The organism is Chryseobacterium sp. HNCC26DJ238 (assembly GCF_057180465.1).
Window position 1 is genome coordinate 44850 of sequence record NZ_JBXUGI010000009.1, and the last position, 18773, is coordinate 63622.

Annotated in this window: 18 protein-coding genes; 4 read left to right on the forward strand and 14 right to left on the reverse strand. The window is 35.1% G+C overall.

Annotated features, from left to right (window positions below; translation table 11 throughout):
- Nucleotides 1-157: 157 nt before the first annotated feature.
- A complete protein-coding gene (locus tag AC2A07_RS10080) occupies nucleotides 158-3295 on the reverse strand; it encodes a UvrD-helicase domain-containing protein (RefSeq protein ID WP_484050278.1) in 3138 nt (1045 codons plus the stop codon).
- 180 nt (nucleotides 3296-3475) lie between these two features.
- Here AC2A07_RS10080 and AC2A07_RS10085 point away from each other — a divergent pair, with 180 nt between their 5' ends.
- Genes AC2A07_RS10085 through AC2A07_RS10095 form a run of 3 tightly spaced genes read left to right on the forward strand, consistent with a single transcriptional unit; the run spans nucleotide 3476 to nucleotide 5849 of the window.
- Nucleotides 3476-4210, forward strand: coding sequence for a hypothetical protein (locus tag AC2A07_RS10085; protein WP_484050279.1), 735 nt, complete (start codon nucleotides 3476-3478; stop codon nucleotides 4208-4210).
- 37 nt (nucleotides 4211-4247) lie between these two features.
- Nucleotides 4248-5021 (forward strand): carboxypeptidase-like regulatory domain-containing protein, encoded by a 774-nt coding sequence (locus tag AC2A07_RS10090; RefSeq protein WP_484050280.1) that lies wholly within the window; start codon nucleotides 4248-4250, stop codon nucleotides 5019-5021.
- A gap of 6 nt (nucleotides 5022-5027) precedes the next feature.
- Nucleotides 5028-5849, forward strand: a complete 822-nt coding sequence (locus tag AC2A07_RS10095) for a hypothetical protein (protein WP_484050281.1) — start codon at nucleotides 5028-5030, stop codon at nucleotides 5847-5849.
- Nucleotides 5850-5853: 4 nt separating this feature from the next.
- Here the strand turns inward: AC2A07_RS10095 and AC2A07_RS10100 are convergent, their stop codons facing one another.
- The 5 genes from AC2A07_RS10100 to AC2A07_RS10120 all read right to left on the reverse strand — a co-directional run bounded on the left by AC2A07_RS10100 (nucleotide 5854) and on the right by AC2A07_RS10120 (nucleotide 10928).
- Nucleotides 5854-6366, reverse strand: a complete 513-nt coding sequence (locus tag AC2A07_RS10100; RefSeq protein WP_484050282.1) for a GNAT family N-acetyltransferase — start codon at nucleotides 6364-6366, stop codon at nucleotides 5854-5856.
- A 2-nt stretch (nucleotides 6367-6368) separates the two neighbouring features.
- Nucleotides 6369-6590 (reverse strand): PspC family transcriptional regulator, encoded by a 222-nt coding sequence (locus AC2A07_RS10105; protein ID WP_034678114.1) that lies wholly within the window; start codon nucleotides 6588-6590, stop codon nucleotides 6369-6371.
- The gene (locus AC2A07_RS10110) at nucleotides 6583-7857 is read right to left on the reverse strand and encodes a DUF2851 family protein (protein ID WP_484050283.1); all 1275 of its coding nucleotides are present in this window, start codon (nucleotides 7855-7857) and stop codon (nucleotides 6583-6585) included. The genes AC2A07_RS10105 and AC2A07_RS10110 overlap by 8 nt, the downstream gene beginning before the upstream one ends.
- A 126-nt stretch (nucleotides 7858-7983) precedes the next feature.
- Nucleotides 7984-9132 (reverse strand): N-acetyl-alpha-D-glucosaminyl L-malate synthase BshA, encoded by a 1149-nt coding sequence (bshA, locus tag AC2A07_RS10115; RefSeq protein ID WP_314498257.1) that lies wholly within the window; start codon nucleotides 9130-9132, stop codon nucleotides 7984-7986.
- 65 nt (nucleotides 9133-9197) lie between these two features.
- Nucleotides 9198-10928, reverse strand: a complete 1731-nt coding sequence (locus AC2A07_RS10120) for a glycoside hydrolase family 3 protein (protein WP_484050284.1) — start codon at nucleotides 10926-10928, stop codon at nucleotides 9198-9200.
- A gap of 115 nt (nucleotides 10929-11043) precedes the next feature.
- On the opposite strand from AC2A07_RS10120, the gene AC2A07_RS10125 reads away from it, so the two are divergent.
- Nucleotides 11044-11568, forward strand: a complete 525-nt coding sequence (locus AC2A07_RS10125; RefSeq protein WP_484050285.1) for a hypothetical protein — start codon at nucleotides 11044-11046, stop codon at nucleotides 11566-11568.
- An 80-nt stretch (nucleotides 11569-11648) separates the two neighbouring features.
- Here AC2A07_RS10125 and ribA read toward each other — a convergent pair whose 3' ends face one another.
- The 8 genes from ribA to AC2A07_RS10165 all read right to left on the reverse strand — a co-directional run bounded on the left by ribA (nucleotide 11649) and on the right by AC2A07_RS10165 (nucleotide 18688).
- Nucleotides 11649-12242 (reverse strand): GTP cyclohydrolase II, encoded by a 594-nt coding sequence (ribA, locus tag AC2A07_RS10130; RefSeq protein ID WP_484050286.1) that lies wholly within the window; start codon nucleotides 12240-12242, stop codon nucleotides 11649-11651.
- An 11-nt stretch (nucleotides 12243-12253) separates the two neighbouring features.
- Nucleotides 12254-12718: a hypothetical protein gene (locus tag AC2A07_RS10135; RefSeq protein ID WP_484050287.1), complete on the reverse strand. Its 465-nt coding sequence runs from the start codon at nucleotides 12716-12718 to the stop codon at nucleotides 12254-12256.
- Nucleotides 12715-13326, reverse strand: a complete 612-nt coding sequence (locus AC2A07_RS10140; protein ID WP_484050288.1) for a DUF4254 domain-containing protein — start codon at nucleotides 13324-13326, stop codon at nucleotides 12715-12717. The genes AC2A07_RS10135 and AC2A07_RS10140 overlap by 4 nt, the downstream gene beginning before the upstream one ends.
- Before the next feature lie 13 nt (nucleotides 13327-13339).
- The gene (locus AC2A07_RS10145) at nucleotides 13340-13561 is read right to left on the reverse strand and encodes a twin-arginine translocase TatA/TatE family subunit (protein ID WP_314498271.1); all 222 of its coding nucleotides are present in this window, start codon (nucleotides 13559-13561) and stop codon (nucleotides 13340-13342) included.
- Between the two features lie 28 nt (nucleotides 13562-13589).
- A complete protein-coding gene (locus AC2A07_RS10150) occupies nucleotides 13590-15143 on the reverse strand; it encodes a murein hydrolase activator EnvC family protein (protein WP_484050289.1) in 1554 nt (517 codons plus the stop codon).
- The gene (gene lolB1 / locus AC2A07_RS10155) at nucleotides 15140-15985 is read right to left on the reverse strand and encodes a lipoprotein insertase outer membrane protein LolB1 (RefSeq protein WP_484050290.1); all 846 of its coding nucleotides are present in this window, start codon (nucleotides 15983-15985) and stop codon (nucleotides 15140-15142) included. The genes AC2A07_RS10150 and lolB1 overlap by 4 nt, the downstream gene beginning before the upstream one ends.
- Nucleotides 15986-16187: 202 nt before the next feature.
- Complete coding sequence (locus AC2A07_RS10160) at nucleotides 16188-17207, reverse strand: sugar phosphate nucleotidyltransferase (RefSeq protein WP_314498277.1); 1020 nt, start codon at nucleotides 17205-17207, stop codon at nucleotides 16188-16190.
- Nucleotides 17208-17233: 26 nt separating this feature from the next.
- Nucleotides 17234-18688, reverse strand: a complete 1455-nt coding sequence (locus tag AC2A07_RS10165) for a lipopolysaccharide biosynthesis protein (RefSeq protein ID WP_484050291.1) — start codon at nucleotides 18686-18688, stop codon at nucleotides 17234-17236.
- Nucleotides 18689-18773 lie beyond the last annotated feature (85 nt).

Consider the following 18773-nt stretch of genomic DNA (forward strand, 5'->3'; position numbering starts at 1 on the left):
TAATCAATTATTTGTGTTTGTTCTGTGTTATTTTTAAAGAAGATTTTACGATAAAATAATACAGATGTTAAAAACGTAAATATATTGATCTTTAAGTATTGGAAAAATATTTAGGGGTGAGGTAAAGAATAAAAGAGAATTTAATAAAAATTATTAATTATAAATAGATCAGTTGGGTTTTAAGGACTTTCATCCCCAAATTTTCCAGCACACTTTTATAGGTTTCTATCTGTTTTTCGTTCTTTTCAGATTCCTGCCCCGTTTTGAAATCGACAATGATACAACCTTCGCTGTTTTTTAAAATGCGGTCAGGGCGGTATATTTTACTGACCCCCCGTTCGGAAATCATAATGTCTTTCTCATTGATGACTTCCCATTTTTCATCAAAAAATTCAGAATAAGTATGAATTATTTCCTGTAAAGCACTTCTTATTTCTTGTCTTTCCTCTAAAGTGATCTGGCCTTCGAGCGTGTAAGATTCCAGTACTTTTTCAATATCCTTTTCCGTATTTATTCTTGATAATAATTCATGGACAAAGATTCCTGTTCTCACTTTCGTGTTACGTTCCTGATATGTTTTTGAAGGTGTGGCAATCTTTATAGAAGTGGTCCTTTCGTGCTGGTTATTCAGATTTTGAATGTTTTTTGTCTGGTATGATGAAACTTTATGTTGTGTGTGTTTTACCAGCATTTCACCATCTGTTTTATACAGATCAAATTCATCGAGATTGTCAGTGTTTTTAGATTGTATAAATTCTAAAATTTCAAGATTGTTTGACGTTTTATTAGCTTTCTGAAGATAGAAGAAAAGCTGTTCTACAGGTCTTGTTGTTGCTACATACTGGAGGCAGAGCCGGTCTACAAAGTTTTTGTAAGAATTGATCTTGTTAAATTTTTCAATCTCCGGATCATAGGCTTCAAGGCTTTTATTGAACTGGTTGATGTTCACAGATTTCAGGGCATCATCATCAGTCGTATCAAACCAATTGTTAAACTGGCTGTCAGCATTTTTATTCTCAAGCGGTATGAAAACAATTGGAAATTCAAGGCCTTTTGCTTTGTGAATCGTCATGATCTGAATAGCATCGATGTTTTCAGACGCCTGGATGGTATGTTTTGAAGCTTCTTCATCCCAGTATTTCAAAAATTCTTTCGTGCTGGCCCCTGCATTTTGAGTAAAATTGAACAGCATTTCAAGAAAGTTAAGAAGAAAGTCTGTTTCTTTGTTTTCTACAGTAAATTCATTGATATAATATTCAACAAAATTATAAAGATTGAACTTCGGAAAATGATCCTGCTTTAGCTTAAGAGTGTATTTTTTCTGTATGTATTCTAAAATCTCTTCGTGGGAATCAATAGAAAGGATTTCTTTCATATCCAAACTGAAATCAACCATTTTAACCCTGCCCAAACGGTTCAGATAAAACATAAGCATAATCAGATGAGGCTTGTTTTTGGGGTTGGTTTCCCATCTGAGAAACTGAACAACTGCCTGTAATGTATTTGATAATTCTAAAGTCAGGCCTTTGTCAGAAATCGTTTTGATATTGGTTTCTTCACCTTTATAGATGACTTTAAGATTTCCTAATTTCTGTGAATAGCTGAAAATATCAAAGTTGCCGCGGCAGAGAATGGTGATGTCAGAAAAGGTAAATCCATTATTCAGACATTCCTGGATGTCCTTCTGCATTTTTTCAGAAACATCGTTGTAAAAATCTTCCTTGGTGAGGTTTTCAATCAGGTTAACTTTTACTCTTCCCTCTATTTTTGATTTGGGATTCTGTTCAGCATCGGTTCCGAAAATATTTTTATGTTCCTCTTCCAGATCATTTGAATGGAATCGGTATAATTCATTGTTAAACTCAACGATATTCTTCGCACTTCGCCAGTTATCTTTTAAAACCAGTAATTCTGCTTCTTTTGGTGAAATTTCTTTTTTGTTGATAATATCCAGCATCAGTTTACTTTCTCCGCCCCGAAAACGGTAAATACTCTGTTTTGGGTCTCCCACTAAAGTAAAAGAAGTATTTTCTGTTGAAACACTGTGGTCTCTTAACGGCATAAAGTTTTGCCACTGTAATTCGGATGTATCCTGAAATTCATCAAAGAAGTAGTGCTGAAACTGTGAGCCTACTTTTTCATAAATGAAAGCCGATGGCTCATTTTTAAGGTTTTCATTGATAAGGATATTGAATTTTGAAAGGAGAACCAGATCATTTTCATCTTCTATTTTTTTCAGTTCGTCCTGAATATCTTTATTTACTTTTAAGGGAAGAAGTGCTGAAAGTATTTTCTCTTTTTTCTGAGTTTCAATAAATAAAAGGATTAACTGCATTCTGTTATCCAGTAACTGTTCAAGAATTTCAAAAATTTCTGATTCTTTGTGCTTAGATTTTGCGGCAGCTCCCTTCTGGATATTGTTTAAAGCACTTTCCTCATTAGTAGGAAATGGAAATCCCGGTCTTTTTTTATTGTAAAAATCTAAAATTTTAGTAAAGAAACCTCCAATTCCGTTTTTACCCTGAGAAAAATCTTCGACTTCGATATTTCTTGATGTGAAAAGAGCAATGGATTCTGCCGCAATTTCTAAGGAACGTTTTTTATTGGAAACAATTTCTTTACGAAGCGTGTTCTTGATATCTTCGTATTTGATATCGTCAAAACTTTTATTATTTTTAAGGTGTTCGTAGTGAATGTCTTTGACAAACTCTTTCGCAGAATCGTAAAGATTTTTATTCAGATTAATTCTCTCGTTATTTTCAAGGCTGTAATCTACATAATCCATAAAGGAGTGTGAGATACTTTCATTTTCTCCGATCTGATCGAGCATTTTGTCAACGGCTTCAATCAGAAAAGGTTCTGCATCAATTTCAAGATTGAAATTTTTAGCAAGGCCCAATTCATACGAAAAGCTTCTTACAAGTCTTGAATTGAAACGGTCAATCGTTCCGATGTTTAAAGTGGAATAGTTGTGAAGAACATAGTCCAGTAGCTTTTTTGACCTGTAATGAAGTTCATCAATGGTGATTTTCAGACTTTCATTTTCAAAAGCGGTCTGAATATTTTTTAAATCTTTATTTTCTGAATAATTCGGAGCAGTGAAATTTCCAAGCCAGGATAAGATTCTTTCTTTCATTTCATTGGCTGCCTTATTGGTAAAAGTCAGTGCCAGAATGTTTCGGATCGCATGCTGTTGGTAAGGATGTCGCAGGCAGATCATCAGAAGACGCTGTACAAGCGCATAGGTTTTGCCAGAACCTGCGGAAGCGTTAATGACGGTATAAGAATTCTGCATGATAAAGGAATTAAGACTGCAATTTAATTAAAATTTAAATGGGATTTTAACAAAAGATGATTGGTTTTTAACAGTTTGAAATAGAAAATTTCAAAAAAAAATACTAAAAGCGTTAACGGTGGTTAAACTTCTGAATTGCAGTAAAAATTACTTTAGTTTTGCTTGATAAAACAATAGTCTGTGAAATTAAAATTATTCTTTATTTTATCCTTTTTTTTCTTTGTTAGTGCCCATGCTCAGGATTTTATTTTTGGCAAGGTAACTTCTGAAGAAAATGTAGAAATGTCTGAAGTTAATGTAATCAATATCCGCACCGATGAGCGTGTATTGACCAACCGTGACGGGCATTTTATGATTTCCGGCAGGCAGGGTGACAATTTACGTTTTGTAAAGACAGGATATGAGAGAGTCAATACAAATATTACCAAAGAAAATATTTCCTCACCCATCAATATTAAATTGGTAAGAATTGCAGAACTTATTGATGAAGTTGAAATCAAAAAAGCACTGACCGGGGATTTGAAAATTGACACTAAAACTTTAAATCCGCCAAAAAGAGTTGAAAAACTTAAAAACGATTTAGCTCTTTACATTTTACAGAAATCTGATCCAAGAATTCTTGCTGCTAAACCCGGCGAATTTGTACAGCCGAAAGGGCAGGGTTTTGTTATTGGAAAGGTGAAAAACAAATGGGATGATATGGATTTTGTAAATAATATTGTAACAAATTTAGGTTATCAGTATTTTAATGATCTGAAAATAGAGAATTCACAGGTTTTGCATTTTATCAATTATGTTCTGGCAGGAGGTTTTGAAAGGAAAAATATCCTGAAATACGGTTTTATCAGTGATGCAGATCTTATGCGTTTTCAGAGAGCTGTTTTAACCAGAATTACTTCATATAAAACACCATAAACACAAATAAACACAAAAATGATTAAAAATATATTCGATGAGAACACAATTATTATTCTTTACGGTATTAATCTATAATAATTTTTTTACGCAACAGCAAATTACGGGTAAAGTTGTCAGTGAGAATGACATGATTATCAGAGATGTTTTGGTTGTCAATATTTCAAATGACAAAAAAACATATAGTGATGCTACAGGAAACTTTGTAATAGATGGTTCAGTAAATGACGAAATCAGATTTTCAAAAGTGGGTTATGAAAGAGTCTCCAGGAGGATTTCTGAGTACGGCTCTTTATTAACTGTTATGCTGATCAGAATTCCGGAAGAAATAAAAGAGGTACAGGTTTTTAATCTTACAGGAAATTTAAATAAAGATTCTAAAAGATTAGCCAGAGAAGATAAATTCTCTAAATTACAAAAAGATATAGGTCTTCCAAGACCACCTGAGATCATGAGAGAGAAAGCCCCGGAGCTTTCTGATGCATTTGTTATCGGGTTGCCAATGGCCGCAGTCAATCTTGACGCCCTGTACAAAGTATTAAGTGGAGATGCGCGCAGAATGAAAACGCTCTATCGGTATGAAGATCTGCAAAGATATCAGAAATGGATGGTAAGCAGGCTTGATGCTGAGTATTTTATTAATGCAGGAATTCCAGATGAACGGATCTATGAATTTTTGGAGTTTGCTTTTACTGAAAATCCCCGGTCACTGGACTTTGTCAAATCCAGAAATATAAACGGAGCAGTTTTCGAAATTGAAAAAGCAATTCCCAAATATCATGAAAGAATGAAAATCGCAAATAAAAAATAATATCAGGTGAAAGGAATTTTTACCAAAAGTCTTATGGTTTTTTTTGGATTCCTGGTTAATCAGCTATTTAGCCAGCAGAAGATTTCCGGAAAAATTATGGATGATCAGAATTTGGATGTTGGTGGAGTTTTAGTTTTGAATAGTACTAAAAATGTTCGTTCTGTGAGCGATATCTCAGGGAACTTCACAATTGAAGCTGATGAAAATGATGAACTGCGCTTTGTGAAAGAAACCTATTACCGGGCTGATAAGATTATCAGAAAAGAAAGTTTTAATTCACAAATGAGTATTATTCTTTTAAGAGTGGAAACGCTCATTCCGGAAGTAAAGATTACCTATACACCTACCGGTAATCTGGACCGGGATAACAAACGTCTTAGTGATTCCAGAAAAGTGCAGGAACTGAAATCATCAATGGAAGAATATGTAAAATCACCAATGTCTGTTCCGATGCCGAAAAATGAAATTCCAAAAACATTTCAAGGTCATGATTTCAATGCAGGTCATGTGAATCTGATCAATGTAATTGGTAAGGCGATACGGTTAGTGAAAAAATCATCAGCACCCAAAATAACAGCTCCAACCTTTGGTGAAACTCAGGATTTTCTTAAAAGAATTAAAAATGAAACTGATCTTACCTTTCTGACCAAGTATGGTATGAACGAGGAAGGAATTGATCATTTTCTTTACTATGCTGAAAGAGTAAATCATCTTTCAAAAAGATTCAGAAAAACTTTTAAACCTGCAGAAATAGAGTATGAGCTAAAAACAGCGTTCACAGAATATTCTAAACTGAATAAATTAAGCGTTGAACAGCCGGAAGTATAAGAGATTAATGATAAACCACGTCATAGATTTCATCTTTTACTTCATCAATGTTTTCCGGATGATAATTCGATAAAAGCCATAGCTGAAGGGGACGCTTATCTTCGCCGTAACTAGGCTGAATGTACATTTCGTCGATCAGGTGGAAGCCGTTTCTCTGGTAAAACGTGAAGCGGCGTTTTGAATTTTCATTCAAATGTTCAGGCTCAATCTCTAAAATGATTCTCGGGTAATTGTCAAAAAGATAATTGGTAATGTAGGATCCTAATTTCTGATTCCTGAATTCAGCGAAAACTTCAAAGTGTTCTACGAAAACATGGTTTTTTAATTCCCACAAAACCAGATAGCCGATAATTTCAGATTTATTTGATACTGAAATTACCTTCACCTGCGGATGCACAAATAAACGCACAAATTTGTACCAGTCTCTTCGTTCGTCCTCCGGAAAACTTGAGCTGTAAGAATCGTAAATTTTCTGTACACGGTAATCGTCAGGAGATGTAATCTTTAAAAAGTCCATAATTATAAATCAAAAACACTTGGCCTTCTTGTAATGAAAATATCTTTGATCCAAAGCGTGAAAGCCAGTCCCAGATAAATTAAAAAGAAGAAGCCTGCTGTTGCAAAAGTAGAATAAATAAAGAAGACCCGTAACTTAGAAACAGGAATTCCAAGTTTGGCTCCCATTCTGGTCAGTACCCCAAACCATTCCCTTTCCATTTTGTGACGCAGATTGTCAAACATGATTGTTTTCTTTTAAAATTTTTAATCCGATGCTGCAATTTAAGCAATTTTTTGATGTGCAGTAATTTTTGTAATGATAAATCAGACTTTGAGTATGAAGTGCATTTTTAACTGTTAAGCCTATGTTCTGCCAGCCCTTGATAATTGAGTTCTTTTCAGCAGAAAGTTTTTTGTAGAATGAGAGTATTTCGTCGGTAGTATCATCATAAAGATATTTATGATACGTATATTTTATAGGTAAAATGCTGTTGATTATAACCAATTTAATGAAATCTTCAGTCAAGAATTTAGGTTGGTCAACAGGTGAGATTTTTCCGAAATTAAAACGGTTGTTCCAATATTCGGAAGCTTTTACTTCTTTAAATAGATTTATCAATTCGTCGGTGTTTTGTACATTGATAATTTTCGAAAATAAGTTTTGATGCTGATGATAAAGATCTGCTAACTGCGATAGGCGAATGGTGGGGAAATTTGGAGGACGGAGTCTCAGGAATTTAGGACGGATCGTTAGGTCTGATATTTTAAATTTTACTTTTAAAAAATCAAATTCTCTTTTCCATATTTTCATCTGTTCATCTTCGGGGTTTTCAAGCCAACCGGAAATGCCAAAAAGTAAAGCTTCCAACTGTGTCCTGTTTTGGCAGATTTTCATAAAAACCTTAAAATCGATGCTTTCGGCAATTTGTCTGAACAGGTGCGCATTGACTTTCAAACCAAAAGAATAGGCTAGGCTGTAAAAGAGAACGGCCTCGTAATCGTTTTTACAGAGTTCAAGATCTTTTTCAAATTCCGAGCATTTCTCTTCCAATTTTTTCAGTAACGTCTCTTCGTAGAATCTAAAAGGGATCTCATGGGGATTAAATAAATCTTCACATGAAATAAATTTGCTTTCCCTGAGCAGTGTTTCATGTTTCTCAAAAATGCTTTCGTCAATATGATCTTTCAGCTCAAGAGTCGGAATGTTATTTTTTGTCAGTTCATCAATATCTGCATCATTATGAAAAACGACATGCAGAATAATATTTTCGTAATTGGGATCTGTAGAATGCTGATGGAAGATCCAGTCTGATGAGCGTACGTGCAGTTCAATATTTCCTGCTAAGGTTACGTCGTTGATTTTAATTTTCGCCATCAGAAAATCAGGTCCTGAATCTTTGTTCCATTTTCCAAAATCTATGATTTCGATACAGTTTCCGGTAAGGTCTTTGAAATTTAAATGAGTGAAAACCTTATAATTCCAAAGATATTGCAATAATCTTTCGTTCATCTGTGGTGTTTTTGTGTTACCACTAATGTAATAAAATTTTGAGTGACATAAGTTTTGTTAACAAAAAAAACTATTCTTTTCAGAATAGTTTTATAGATGAACGGGGTGGTAGATTGTTTTTTTACTTTAAACTTTCTCTGTCTCCTTTTTAAAATCTGCAATGGTGGTTTTATACATTTCCTCATAAATAGGAAGAATATTTTTCAGATCAAATTTGATGGCCTGCTCTTTAGCATTGATTTTCATTTGAGCTAAAAGTTCATCGTTGCTGAGAAGCTTAATGGTATAATTACTCATTGCTTCCACATTCCCGATTTCAGCTAAAAATCCGGTTTCACCCTGAATATTAACTTCCGGTATTCCGCCTGCATTAGAGCTTATAACCGGTGTGTTAGCCGCCATTGCTTCCAGTGCCGCCAAACCAAAACTTTCCTGTTCAGAAGGTAGTAAAAAGACGTCAGACAGCTGTAAAATCCTATACAGGTCATTTACTTTTCCTAAAAGACGGATTTTAGAGATCAGTTCCGGGTTTTCTTCCAGAAACTGATTTACTTTTTCCATTTCCGGACCTTCGCCGATAATAATTAATTTAGACTTTACTTTTTTCTCTACACTTTTAAAGATCTGAAGGACTTCTTCCACACGTTTTACAGGTCTCAGGTTCGAAACGTGAATAAGGATTTTTTCGTCTTCACTGGCAAATTGTGTTCTCTGGCATTCGTTGAGCTCATTAAACTCTGAATTATCGATGAAATTCGTGATGACCTGAATTTCTTTTTTAATATGAAAAAACTGCAGTGTATCTTTTTTAAGACTTTCAGAAACAGAAGTGATTGCGTCTGACTGGTTGATCGAAAATTCTACAGCATGTTTATAACTGGGGTGCTGACCTACCAAAGTAATATCAGTGCCGTGCAGGGTGGTGACCAATGGAATATCATTGTTATCCTGCTTCAGCATCTGCTTGGCTGTAAATGCTGCATAGGCGTAAGGAATAGCATAATGGGCATGAAGCAAATCCAGTTTATATAGATTTACAACACGGTAAATCATGGAGCTTAATGCAATATCATAAGGCTGGTACTGGAAAAGTGGATACGTCTGTACATTAACTTTATGAAAGAAAATATTGGGGTTGGTGATATCTAATCTTGCAGGAAGCGCCGAACTGATGAAATGTACTTCATAGCCTTTATTGGCGAGAGACATCCCTAGTTCTGTTGCAACGATTCCGCTTCCGCCGTATGTTGGGTAGCAAAGTATGCCTATTTTCATCTTTTTAATTTTAATGTTCTGTGATGAGATGAAACGCTGTTTATTTATGTTTCATCCGTCTGCTTTTATTTTGTTGTGGTGAATTTCGTGGACTTTGAAAACTGCTGAGATTCTAAGTTGATTCCCATTCCCGGCTTCAGCTGATCATTGACCAAAACAGGAAGTCTTCCGGATATTTTAGTTTTACCGTTCACAGCATCTGCTGTTGCGGTCATGGAGTCATCATTATTCTCGTAAGAGATCAAAACGGTAGAAATTTTAGATAAATCTATATCTTTCAATGCATAAGCACTTCCAAAAACATTCAAAATTACATTTTGATTTCTCGCTAAATCAGCTAAAGCCTTTTTCGACTCAGCTGAAATTTTATAGGGTTTGTAAGCAGTAGAGTTGTCTTTATGAAAACCAACAATGACTGTGGAATTTTTCGGAATAGACCTGATCTCTGAAATCTTTTTAACAATCACAGTTGAGTATTCATTTAACCGATCTGCAAAAGTCTGATAAGGAGCTTCTTCAAGAGGAATATAATAACAGGTTTTTTTATTACTCAATGGAAGCAGTGCTTTCTCATCTTTGATTAAAGTCAGGGCATTTGCATAGAGATTCTGAACCAGCTTTTTGTGAGAATCGTTATTAATATCCTGATTAATATTTTCAGGATTTTTTGGAGTATATTGATTTAGTCCTAAAAAATATTTGGTCAGTAAAATTTTTTTTACGCTTTCTTCTACTCTTGATTGTAAAATTTCCCCATTGTCAATAGCTTTCTGAATGAGTTTTTTACCTTCTGCAACGCCCTGTGAAAAAAGCATGATGTCGTTTCCGGCTTTAAAGGCCAGTGCATCGAGTTCGCCCGGTTTGTATTTATTGGCAACTGCACCCATATTCAGAGCATCAGTAATAATCAAGCCCTTGTAACCAAATTTTTCTTTCAGTAAACCGGTAATGATGTTTTTTGAAATAGAAGCTGGAATCCCTTTTCCTGATTCCAGACTTGGAACGTAGAGGTGAGCAATCATCACGCCGCCAATTCCTTTATCCATCAAAGCTTTGAACGGTGCTAGTTCTATTGAGTTTAGTCTTTCTAAATTGTGTGAAACTACAGGAAGGTCCAGATGAGAATCAGTGCTGGTATCTCCGTGCCCCGGGAAATGCTTGATTGCAGCTAAAATACTGTTATCCTGCAGACCATTTGAATAGGAGAATGCAGATTGAGTAACATTAGAAACTCCAGAACCAAAACTTCTGTTTCCAATAATCGGATTGTTTGGATTAGTGTTGACATCCACAACGGGAGCGAAATCCCAATTTACTCCCATCCTTTTACAGTCTTCTGCTATTTTTGCAGCCATTTGGTAAATCAGGTTTTTGTCCTGAATGGCTCCCAAAGTCATTGCCCAAGGAAATTTATGTGCTGCAGGGATTCTCTGATAAAGTCCCCACTCAGCATCCATTCCAATCATCAGAGGGATTTTTGATTTTTGCTGAAACTCGTTCACTAAGTTAATTTCTCTTGCTGCGTCATCCTGCATCAATATTAAGCCTCCAATTTTATCATGGATAACGATATTTCTGATCTGGTTAATATGGTTTTCATCTTTATTGGTATAGAGGGCAACGATAAAAAGCTGTCCAAGCTTTTCATCCTGTGAAAGAGAGCTGTACGTATCATCAACCCATTGTCGGGCTTTTTTCTGATCTGACTGAGAAATGTTTTTCGGCTGATATTGTGCTGAAATTTGAGAAGAGATGAAAAGTATAATGAAGAGTAATTGAAAAGCTACTTTGTTCATAATTTAGGAATAATAACAAAAATACAACTAAAAACAACAGGAGAAACAAAGTTTTTAATTTTTTTGGTATATGTTTTGATTGGGCTTAAGTACTTATATTATTAAATTTAAAAAAATGAAAAAATTTCTTCCGATCTTTATACTTGCTTTTGTAAGTCTGTTTATATTTAGCTGTAAAGATGATAATGATAATGAGGATTTCGATACATATTCTCAAGTCCGTGATGTTACCGCTACTTTTACCAATGCAAATAATTATGCTGTAACACAAGGAATAAATATTCAGTCAACAGATGTGGTTTTAGTTTATAGAAATTTAGGCTCTGCATGGCAGTTGATTCCTAAAATGGTGTATTTAGATGATGTGACAGGATTGCCAACGGGGAGAGAATTTCAATATAATTTTGTATTTGATTCTCAGAATGTTCAAATAAGAATAGATGATCAAAATTTTAATTTACAATCTGGACTGAATACAACAGAAGCAAATGAATATCTTAATAATCAGAGGTTTCGAATTGTATTGGTTCCGGCCAGCGCAGCCAAAGGAGGAAACAATGTTGATACAAGCGATTACAATGCAGTGATTAAATATTATCAATTAAATGATTCAAATGTGAAAAACACGAAAATCAATTAAAATATATCTTTTCAGTTTTTATAATTAAAAGCTCCGGAAAAAATTCCGGAGCTTTGCTTTTATATACGTATGATGATTCACTAATCCTGATCATCTAAAAGATGTCCAAAGTAATCCTTCTTTGTCTTTAAATAGCCACGGCTTGAATCATTAGCTGGAATCTGCAAAGGAATTCTTGAATTTAGATTAATACTGCTCTCTTCTACAAACCTGACCTTTTCAGGATTGTTAGTTAGAAGATTTATATTTTGAATCTCAAGAATAGTAAGAATTTCGACAGCAACAGAAAAATTCCGGTCATCAACAGGAAGTCCCAGTTTTAAATTAGCCTCAACTGTATCGAATCCCTGCTCCTGAAGTGAATAGGCTTTCAGTTTATTGATAATTCCTATATTTCTCCCTTCCTGACGCAGATAAACTATGATTCCACCATTTTCGTGCATGTATTTCATTGCGGCATCTAATTGCTGACCACACTCGCATTTCTGAGAATGAAAAACTTCACCGGTAATACATTCGGAGTGAAAACGTACATTGACAGGTTTTGAAAAATCTGTATGTTCAGCTACAATCGCCATGTGAGGCATCCAGTCGCTGGAATCTTCTGAAAAAGCGATCATTCGGAAATTCCCGTGATCTGTAGGAACATTAGCTTCCGCCTGAATTTTTATCATTAAATTGTTAATTATTTTTTACTGTTTATTGAGTCTTCAATAAAAGTCACATTGGTCTTTAATCTTACCAGATATCTGTTTAAAACTGCATCATCATCATTATTGAGATTTTTTCTCAGTTTCTGAATTTTCTTGTAAGATTTTTCTAAATTTCTAAGTGTTTTGTTTTTTCCCGGAATATGACCTGCATCAATTGCGTATAAATAGTTCTGTAATGAATATTTCAAAATATTTATCTCATCATTTAAAGCAGTATTCTTAAATTTAGGAAAATTTGAAATCAAATTGGTGATTTCGGCCGCATTCACATTTTCACGGATATTAATAGAAAAAGTACTGCTCATTCCTGCTTCGGCATCAGCTTTTCTCGCTTCACTGTAAAAGCTTGTTGACAGAGGAGAAACATTTGGTTTTTCTGTAGCGCAGGAAGAGATAATAATTATTAATAGTAATCCGGAAAAATATTGTCGTTTCATTTTTGCTCCTTTTGATAAAGGATTGGGTTAAGACTTTCATCGTTGTACATTTTCATCTGTTTGTACACCTTCATCTTAATATCACCGTTCTCAATATCAGTAAGCAATTGACTTATTGAAGTAGATAAATCTTGTTTCTGGTCAAGAAGTACATCGAGTTTATTTTGACAATTCAAACGATGTTCTTCAGAAGCCGATTCTCTGTGAGCTTCCAACGACATATGATAAACTTTCAGCGAAAGAATAGACAACCTGTCAACTGCCCACGCGGGAGTTTCAGTATTGATCTTTGCGTCTGTTTTAGGAATTGTATTTTTATATTTATCAAGAAACCAACTGTCTATATATTCAACTAGATCTGTTCTCTTCTGATTAGAGGCATCAATTGTCCTTTTAAGCTGAAGAGCTTCCACAGGATTTATGTTCTCGTCTCTGATAATATCTTCCAAATGCCATTGAACGGTATCAATCCAATTTTTAGCATACAAAATACGTTCCAAACTATCATTTGGATATGGGTTATTAATGGGAGTTTCTATATTATCTAAAACATGGTAATCTTCAATTGATGTATTGAAGATTTTCCAAGCGTTTTCACTGAAATTCATTGATCTGAAAAATTTAGTTGCCGGTATTATTAGTTGTTGTTGAAGTTGGAGTTTCAGTTGTTTTTGTTACTACCGGTTTTTCTTCTTCTTTTACGGCATCTTTAAATTCTTTAATTCCAGATCCCATACCTCTCATCAGTTCCGGAATTTTTTTTCCTCCGAAAAGAAGTAGTAGAATGATCGCTACGATCAGTATGTGTTGCCATGATAATGACAGTATTGTAAGTGTATACATCTCTAAAAATTTTTACAAAGTTAATATTTTAATTTGAAATCCAGCCTAATGGATCTACCGGGGTATCTCCTCTCCAAATCTGGAAGTCCAGGGTATATGATCCGTCAAAATCCTGTGCCACCATACCTACCGAAGTTCCGGCAGATACCTGCTGACCTTTTGAAACAGTATTATTACTAAGGTTTGAATAAATCGAGAAATAGTCTCCATGTTTTATTAAAACTGTTTTTGTTCCGTCAGCTGCAGGCATTACTGAAGAAACCGTTCCGGGAAATACCGCTTTTGCACTGGTTCCTTTTGCTACAGAAATTTTAATTCCGTTATTCTCCTCTACAATATTTTTAAATACTGGATGAGGCTGTCTTCCAAAACGGTGAGTGATCGTACCGTAAGCAGGCATTGCCAGCCTTCCTTTATTTGCTGCAAAATTATTCCCTGCTGACGTCGAGACACCATAGTTGGTCATTGCTTTTGTCTCTGCTGCCTTTTTATCGTCATCTGTCTTCTTTTCCAATGCAGCTTCTGCAGCCCTGGCAGCGGCCAATTTCGTGGCTGCTTCTCTTGATCTCAAAGCTGCATCATCTGATGCTTTTTTGGCTGCGATCTTTCTAGCCTCATCTCTATCATTAGTTTCACTTCTGGCTGCCTCTTCATTTCTCCTTCTTTCATCTTCAGCCCTTTTAGCAGCAAACTCAGCTGCTCTTTTTGCTTCTGCTTCTGCCAGCTTACGCTCTCTTTCCAGAGCTTCAGCTCTTGCTTTATTTTCAGCATCAATTCTTGCTTTTTCTCTGTCAGCCGCAATTTTTGCCAGACGGATTTTTTCTGCTTCCGCTTTTTTTCTTGATTCTTCTTCCGCTTTTGCCCTGCGGATCTCTTCCGCAATGATTGATCTTATCTGTCCCTCAAGTGCTTTAGACTGAGTTTGCTTTTGTCTCAGTTCACCTGCAAGTTTGGTTTCGTTCTTTTTAAAATCATTAACCAGTTGCTCTTTCTGTACTCTTTCAGCACTGATGGTGGTTAGATCCTTTTGCTGATTTGCCAGAAGATTCTGTTTTTCTAAAGCAGATCGTCTTTTTTTCTCTACGGTTTTTTTTAATTCAACTGCAGCATTGGTGATTTCTGCAGCTTTTTTATCTTGATAATCAGAATATTGCTTAAGATACTGAACTCTTCTCATGGCTTCTCCAAAACCTTTTGAAGAGAGAATGAAAGTAACTTTATTCTGAACTCCTTTATTTTTATAAGCATTAACCAAAACCTGGGCGTAATTCTTTCTTAATACGGCTAACTCCCGGTTTTGCCTGTTGATTTCAAGTTGACGGAGATAGATCTCATCTTCAATAAACCTCTTTTCTTTTTGCGTGTTGTTATAAACTTTTTCTCTTAACGCTAATTTCTGATTAATACTGGTAAGATATGAGATTGAAAGTTTAGACTCACTTCTTGTTTTTGCTAAATCAGAATTTATTTTGGCAATTTGTTTTTTAAGCTCGGCATTTTGTTGTTGTAATTGTTCTTTCTTCTGCCCGAAGTACAGTGAGAACAGCAAAATTCCTGTTAAAAAGCTAAATTTTTTAATCATTTAATCTCAATTTTCTTATAATTGGCTGGAACTGAATAAGGTGTTTCCATTCTAGTAAAGCCAAATTTCGTGTTTTCCAGTAAAATCTGACTTGTTTTAGAACCTTTTATAATTATTTTAACACTTTGCGGTAATCTGAGATTATTATCAAAGCTCTCCCACTGATCATATACGATTTCTACAGCATCATTGGATTTCACATCCTGCAATTTTACGTTAATTAAATCATAGCTGTTTGAATACTGCATATTGATTTTATATTCACGTTCCTGATCATTGGTAACGATTTTCTGGTTTACGATAGATGATAGCTGGTATCCTTCCATGTTCTTAGTAATCTTTGAATTTCTGTCGCTGACCTGCAGGAAAGTTCTGCCCAAAAGAATTTTTTCTAAAGTTTTATAATCAATGAAATTGATGTTCAATAGGTTGTTTAAATATTCGAAGTCGGAATCAATAAAATTTTTATTGTATTTATCAACTGCTTTAATTCCTTCAGGAGTGATGATCGCCCGTGCTGCATTAAAAAACAGGAAATTAATATTTGACCATATCTTTTTGTCGCTTTCAATATAAATGGTTGCGTCAAGTGGGCTTACTCTTATGTTATCAGCAGTGATTTTGCTGTTGATTTTAATCTGGTCAAATTTTGGGTGGATGTAAATGCTCTCATAAAATGTAAGCCTGTCTGAAATGTTTTTCCCGGCATCAACAGGATTTTTATTATCTGGATTCTCCACCTTAATGCTGTCATTTTCTGAAGCGTTCTGCATAGCATTTTTTCTGGTTTTACATGAAAGTATAACCAATGCTGCAAGTGATAATGTGATCCATTTTTTCATAATTGGATTTTTATTTTTTTAAAGTCATTTGCAAACCTGAAAGAATCTTCCAATATAGCCGGGGTGCTATTTAGATTCTTGATCATTTTCCAGAGTTTATTCTTGATAACCTATATTTCCTTTTAGATAAATTCTTTACAATATTAACGCCAAACCACACAAAACATTTTGTGTGGTTTGAAGTCTGTCATTTTTATTGAAGCTAATCTTTATTAAGAAAATCCAAAACTGAATAATCACCTAAAGAAATTTCTCTTGAAACTCCAAAATATTGTGCAGAATTACCAATCATAGAATTTGAAAGGTTGCCGTGATTGATTTTTGTGTTTTCCTGTATAAGTGAGTTTTCGATATTTGAATTGATGATCACGGTGTTATTTCCTACAGAAACGCCGGGGCCAATTTTCGAATTCAGGATCTTTACATTTTCACCGATAAAGCACGGTGGTATAATAAGCGAATTTTCAATCGTAGCAGAAGATGTAAAATGAGACATCTCTTCTTTTTCGTAAGCTAATATTTTACTGTTGGTCTCTACTGTAGCATTTTTGTTTCCACAGTCCATCCAGTCATCAACTTTCCCAAGAGAGAATTTTGCTCCTTTTTGACGAAGGTTTTCTAATGCAGTCGTCAGCTGGTATTCACCACTTACTTTAATATCATGATCCATAATATGATTGATTTCTGACATTAGTTTTTCTCCTGAATTGAAATAGTAAATTCCGATGATCGCAAGGTCAGAAACAAATGTTTGCGGTTTTTCAACAAAATCAGTAATAAATCCGTAGTCATCTAATTTTACAACACCGAATGCAGATGGATCATCAACCTTCTTCACCCAGATAACACCGTCAGAATTCGTATCCAAAGTAAAATCTGCCCGGAAAAGAGTATCCGCAAAAGCAACAACCACATTTCCGGTCATTGATGGCTCTGCACACTTAATCGCATGTGCGGTTCCCAAGGCTTCTTCCTGATGGTAGATACTTCCTTTTGCGCCCAATCTTTCGGCGATCTGAAGCAAAGACTTTTCAACTTCATCCCCAAAATCCCCGATAATAAACGCTACCTCCTCTATTTCTTCTCCTGCAACTTTAGCAATATCTTCTACCAATCGTTGAACTATCGGTTTCCCTGCAATGGGAATTAATGGTTTCGGAACGGTTAGGGTATGGGGGCGTAATCTGGAACCGCGTCCAGCCATAGGTACTATAATTTTCATTGTATATTGTATAGTTTAATTTAGATTTAAGATTTTCGAAGTATTTTGTTGATCATTGTTCTTTCATTATAGATCAGAAAAGCGATAAAAAAGATAAACAGTCCGTTTCCTATTAAATAATTCTGCCTGAAGTAATAGAACGACACCATCGAAATAGCAATTGACAGTGTTAAATATACGGCTATTTTTTTTGTATTATAATGAATGGGATATTGTATTTTACCCCATATATAGGATATCACCATCATACTGGTGTAGGTGATCAGGGCGGCAAAAGCACTCGCCCAGTATCCGTACGTAGGAATAAAGGTGAAATTGGTCAATATGGTAATTGCAGCGCCTATCAGGGAAATATATAAGCCTACTCTTGTCTGGTCAGATAATTTGTACCAAATCGAAAGATTCAGATAGATCCCTAAAAATAAAGCTCCCAGCATAACAAAAGGAATAATTTCAATCCCTTCAAAATATAGAGGGTTTTTAAGGTATCTTTCAGAGATCCACTGAAGGTTGACCATCAGACCGATATAAATAAGACAGTTACAGATGACAAATACATCCATCAGGACTGCATAGGTTTTATGATTGTTTTTATCTTTAAAACTTGAGAAAAAGTAAGGTTCAATGCCCAACTGATACGCCTGGCGGAACACAGTGATAAATGTAGCGATTTTGTAGACAGCACCATAAACACCAATCTGATGCTTCGCTTCTTCTTTCGGGAGTAGATATTTAAGGAACTGCCTGTCTAATGTCTGATTGATGATCCCGGCAAGTCCTGCGATCATGACCGGCCAGGAGTAATTCATAATTCTTTTCCAGAGACTGAAATCAAATTTTCTGATACTGAAATTCATAAATTCTTTTCCTACAATTGCTAAAGTAATGATACTCTGGACTAAATTAGCGATGAAAACATATCCTACACCGATTTCAGGATCATATTTAATTCCTAAAATTCCGTTGGGATAATGGGGAAGCCATTTGATGAAGAATACGACTAAGAAATAATACACCAGGGATCCTACAACTTTTGAAAGCATATAGGTTACCGGTTTTCCTTCCAGTCTCAGGACTGCTGAGGGAATTGTTGCAAATGCGTCAAAAGAAAGTATGAAAAGAAATATAATAAGATAATTGACCTGATCCGGTGTTTCAAATGCATTGGCGAGATCCTGCCTGAACACATAGCCTAAAATAAGGTAAATAAAACCGGTTCCCAGAATACTGAGGGCAGATGTAGATATCAGAGTCTTTTTATCAATATCACCCTCCTGGGCAAAACGGAAAAAAGAGGTTTCCATGCCGTGGGTCAAAAAAACGGTAATGACTCCCGCAATCGAATACCAGTCAACAAAAGGCGATGATGCAGAAGGTCCGAATGCCTTAGTAACGATAGGGGCGATAAGGAAAGGGAAAATTCTTACCAAAACGGAACTCAGTCCATATACCGCAGTTTGTCCAAATAATTTCTTGTACAAATTAATTTTTTTAAAGTGCAAATGTAAATATTAGAAATCACAATTTTCCGATTGATGTTTAAAATCATTCGTGAAAACATTAAAT

Excerpts from the sequence above, each read along its gene's own strand:
- AC2A07_RS10080 (WP_484050278.1), bottom strand. The coding sequence starts at position 3,295 with ATGCAGAATTCTTATACCGTCATTAACGCTTCCGCAGGTTCTGGCAAA.
- AC2A07_RS10090 (WP_484050280.1), top strand. The coding sequence starts at position 4,248 with ATGAGAACACAATTATTATTCTTTACGGTATTAATCTATAATAATTTT.
- AC2A07_RS10100 (WP_484050282.1), bottom strand. The coding sequence starts at position 6,366 with ATGGACTTTTTAAAGATTACATCTCCTGACGATTACCGTGTACAGAAA.
- AC2A07_RS10105 (WP_034678114.1), bottom strand. The coding sequence starts at position 6,590 with ATGTTTGACAATCTGCGTCACAAAATGGAAAGGGAATGGTTTGGGGTA.
- AC2A07_RS10110 (WP_484050283.1), bottom strand. The coding sequence starts at position 7,857 with ATGAACGAAAGATTATTGCAATATCTTTGGAATTATAAGGTTTTCACT.
- bshA (WP_314498257.1), bottom strand. The coding sequence starts at position 9,132 with ATGAAAATAGGCATACTTTGCTACCCAACATACGGCGGAAGCGGAATC.
- AC2A07_RS10120 (WP_484050284.1), bottom strand. The coding sequence starts at position 10,928 with ATGAACAAAGTAGCTTTTCAATTACTCTTCATTATACTTTTCATCTCT.
- AC2A07_RS10125 (WP_484050285.1), top strand. The coding sequence starts at position 11,044 with ATGAAAAAATTTCTTCCGATCTTTATACTTGCTTTTGTAAGTCTGTTT.
- ribA (WP_484050286.1), bottom strand. The coding sequence starts at position 12,242 with ATGATAAAAATTCAGGCGGAAGCTAATGTTCCTACAGATCACGGGAAT.
- AC2A07_RS10135 (WP_484050287.1), bottom strand. The coding sequence starts at position 12,718 with ATGAAACGACAATATTTTTCCGGATTACTATTAATAATTATTATCTCT.
- AC2A07_RS10140 (WP_484050288.1), bottom strand. The coding sequence starts at position 13,326 with ATGAATTTCAGTGAAAACGCTTGGAAAATCTTCAATACATCAATTGAA.
- AC2A07_RS10145 (WP_314498271.1), bottom strand. The coding sequence starts at position 13,561 with ATGTATACACTTACAATACTGTCATTATCATGGCAACACATACTGATC.
- AC2A07_RS10150 (WP_484050289.1), bottom strand. The coding sequence starts at position 15,143 with ATGATTAAAAAATTTAGCTTTTTAACAGGAATTTTGCTGTTCTCACTG.
- lolB1 (WP_484050290.1), bottom strand. The coding sequence starts at position 15,985 with ATGAAAAAATGGATCACATTATCACTTGCAGCATTGGTTATACTTTCA.
- AC2A07_RS10160 (WP_314498277.1), bottom strand. The coding sequence starts at position 17,207 with ATGAAAATTATAGTACCTATGGCTGGACGCGGTTCCAGATTACGCCCC.